2 protein-coding genes are annotated in these 2,399 nt (G+C 73.1%); both read right to left on the bottom strand.

The window, feature by feature from the left end; translation table 11 throughout:
* Positions 1 to 39: 39 nt before the first annotated feature.
* Positions 40 to 831 (bottom strand): ABC transporter permease, encoded by a 792-nt coding sequence (locus tag MTQ10_RS29775; protein ID WP_247473585.1) that lies wholly within the window; start codon positions 829 to 831, stop codon positions 40 to 42.
* Positions 828 to 1,787 (bottom strand): ABC transporter ATP-binding protein, encoded by a 960-nt coding sequence (locus MTQ10_RS29770; protein ID WP_374117724.1) that lies wholly within the window; start codon positions 1,785 to 1,787, stop codon positions 828 to 830. The genes MTQ10_RS29775 and MTQ10_RS29770 overlap by 4 nt, the downstream gene beginning before the upstream one ends.
* Between the last annotated feature and the right edge of the window lie 612 nt (positions 1,788 to 2,399).

Below are 2,399 nucleotides of genomic sequence, written 5' to 3'. Positions count from 1 at the left end.
GGGCCGCGGACGGGCGTGGGGAGCCCGTCCGCCGGGCCGCTACTGCCGGCCGGTGCTCTTCGCGAACCGGCGGATCGCCATGAAGGAGAAGCCGGCGAACCAGGCGACGATGTTGAACACGGCGCCCGCGAGGCCGCAGTGCTCGCCGCTGAAGGTGTAACCGTCGGTGAGCCAGTAGCGGGCGAGCGTGGAGACGCCGTACATCGGCGTGTACCGGGAGATCTCCAGCATGGTGCCGCTGAGCGGGATGAAGAGATTGCCGATGAAGGCGAGCGCGGTCATCGTCAGACCGGGCATGTGCATCACGACGTCGGGCTTCAGGGCGAGGCCCAGCGCGATGCCGAGCGCGGCGAACACACCTGCCCCCAGCCAGGCCACCAGCAGGGACGTCACCCACACCTTGGCGTCGGCCTCGGCCCCGGTGACGGCGCCCAGGCCGCCGACGATGGCGACCGGCACGGCCGCCATGACGACCGAGGACAACACCTTCACGAGCAGATATCCGGGCGGGGCCAGCGGCGTCAGCGCGATGGTGCGCATCCAGCCGACGGACTTCTCCACCGAGATGGTCGCGGCCGAGCTGGTCGCCGCCATCGCGGCGCCGTACACGGCGATACCGATCATCATCCAGGCGGCGAAGTTGCCGTGCGGCACGGACCCGTGGGCCGGCGCGGTACGGAACAGGGCGAGGTAGAGGACCGCCGGGAGGAGCAGGGTGAAGACGGTCGTCTGGCGGTTGAAGCGGCGGCGCAGCTCGTAGCGGACGAAGGTCGGGTTGACGCCGCTGAAGGCCGAGGTGCGCGGGGCGGGCGCGGCGGTCGCGGTGGTCATCGCGTGCCCTCCTGGGCGGTGCTACGGCCCTGGTGGGTGAGGACCATGAAGGCCTCCTCCAGGCTGCGCGGGGCGACCTCGATCTCGGTGGCCGAGGTACGGGTCACCAGCAGCCGCAGCAGGGCGTCGGAGTCGGTGGCGTCGAAGTAGTGCCGGTCACCGCGGACCGTGCAGGAGCGGACCAGCGGGGACGCGGCCACCTCCTGGGCGTCGCCCGGGCTGATCAGCGCGGAGACGGTACGGCCGCTGATGGCGGCGCGCAGCGACGAGGCGGAGCCGTCGGCGACGACCCGGCCACGGTCCACCATCACCACACGGTCGGCGAACTGGTCCGCCTCCTCCATGTAGTGCGTGGCGAACATGACGGTCATGCCGCGCCGCGTGTCCTCCCGCACGGTCGCCCAGAACTCGCGCCGGGCGGCGACGTCCATACCGGCCGTCGGCTCGTCCAGCACCAGGAACTCCGGGTTCGACAGCAGCGCCACGGCGAACCGCAGCCGCTGCTGCTCACCGCCGGAGCACTCGTTGACACGCCGGTGCCGCAGCGCGGTGATGCCGGCCCGCGCCATGACCTGCTCGACATCGGCGCCGGGGTGCAGCGACCCCAGCATCCGCACGGTCGCCTCGACGGTCAGGTCGGGCAGCAGCCCGCCCGACTGGAGCACCGCGGCCACCTGCCCGGCCCGCACCGCGGCCTGCGGCGCCCGGCCGAACAGCTCCACATGGCCGGAGTCGGGACGCGTCAGCCCCAGCAGCATGTCGATGGTCGTCGTCTTGCCGGCCCCGTTCGGCCCGAGAAACGCCACGACCTCGCCGCGCCGGATCCGCAGATCGAGCCCGTCGACGGCCGTGAACTCCTCGCCCTTGGCGTTGGTGAAGCGCTTCACGACCGAGCTGAGCACAGCGGCATCCGGGGACGTCACCTCCCTCGCTGCCGGCTGGGATCGTGTTTCCATCAGCATCTTCAGTCCTCACCATGTCCGTGGCCGCTTCCGGGCCGTGTATCTGGCGAGAACCAATCTCCCGCGTCCCCCTATCGCCGGGACCCGCCGCCGCTACGGGCCGCCTATCGAGCGCCTATCCGCCCTTGCGCGGCCTACGGATTCGGGGCCGCGACGGCCGCGGAGCCTGCCGCGCACCACCGCGACCACCGGCCACGACATGCCGCCGCCCGACCCGCCGCCGTGACCGAAACCCGCGGGGTACGGGCGGGAGCGGCGTCCGGGCAGGGCGGCAGGCGGAACTTCGCGGCCACGGCCCGGGACGGCGGGACTCACGGCACGATGGCCACGGCTCTGGTCCGGCCCGCGCCGGACGGCGCCTGCTTCGACCGCTACAGCTTGGAGGGCCGCTGCAAGCGGCGCCTCGGCATGGGCGCCACCGTCAGCACGGGCCCGGACGCCGCTCCCGCCCGTACCCCGCGGGTTTCGGTCACGGCGGCGGGTCGGGCGGCGGCATGTCGTGGCCGGTGGTCGCGGTGGTGCGCGGCCGTCGCGGCCCCGAATCCGTAGGCCGCGCAAGGGCGGATAGGCGCTCGATAGGCGGCCCGTAGCGGCGGCGGGGCCCGG

It is taken from the genome of Streptomyces sp. XM83C (genome assembly GCF_023072675.1).
Taxonomy (GTDB): Bacteria; Actinomycetota; Actinomycetes; order Streptomycetales; family Streptomycetaceae; genus Streptomyces; species Streptomyces thermocoprophilus.
This window is presented reverse-complemented; position numbering and strand designations above follow the sequence as displayed.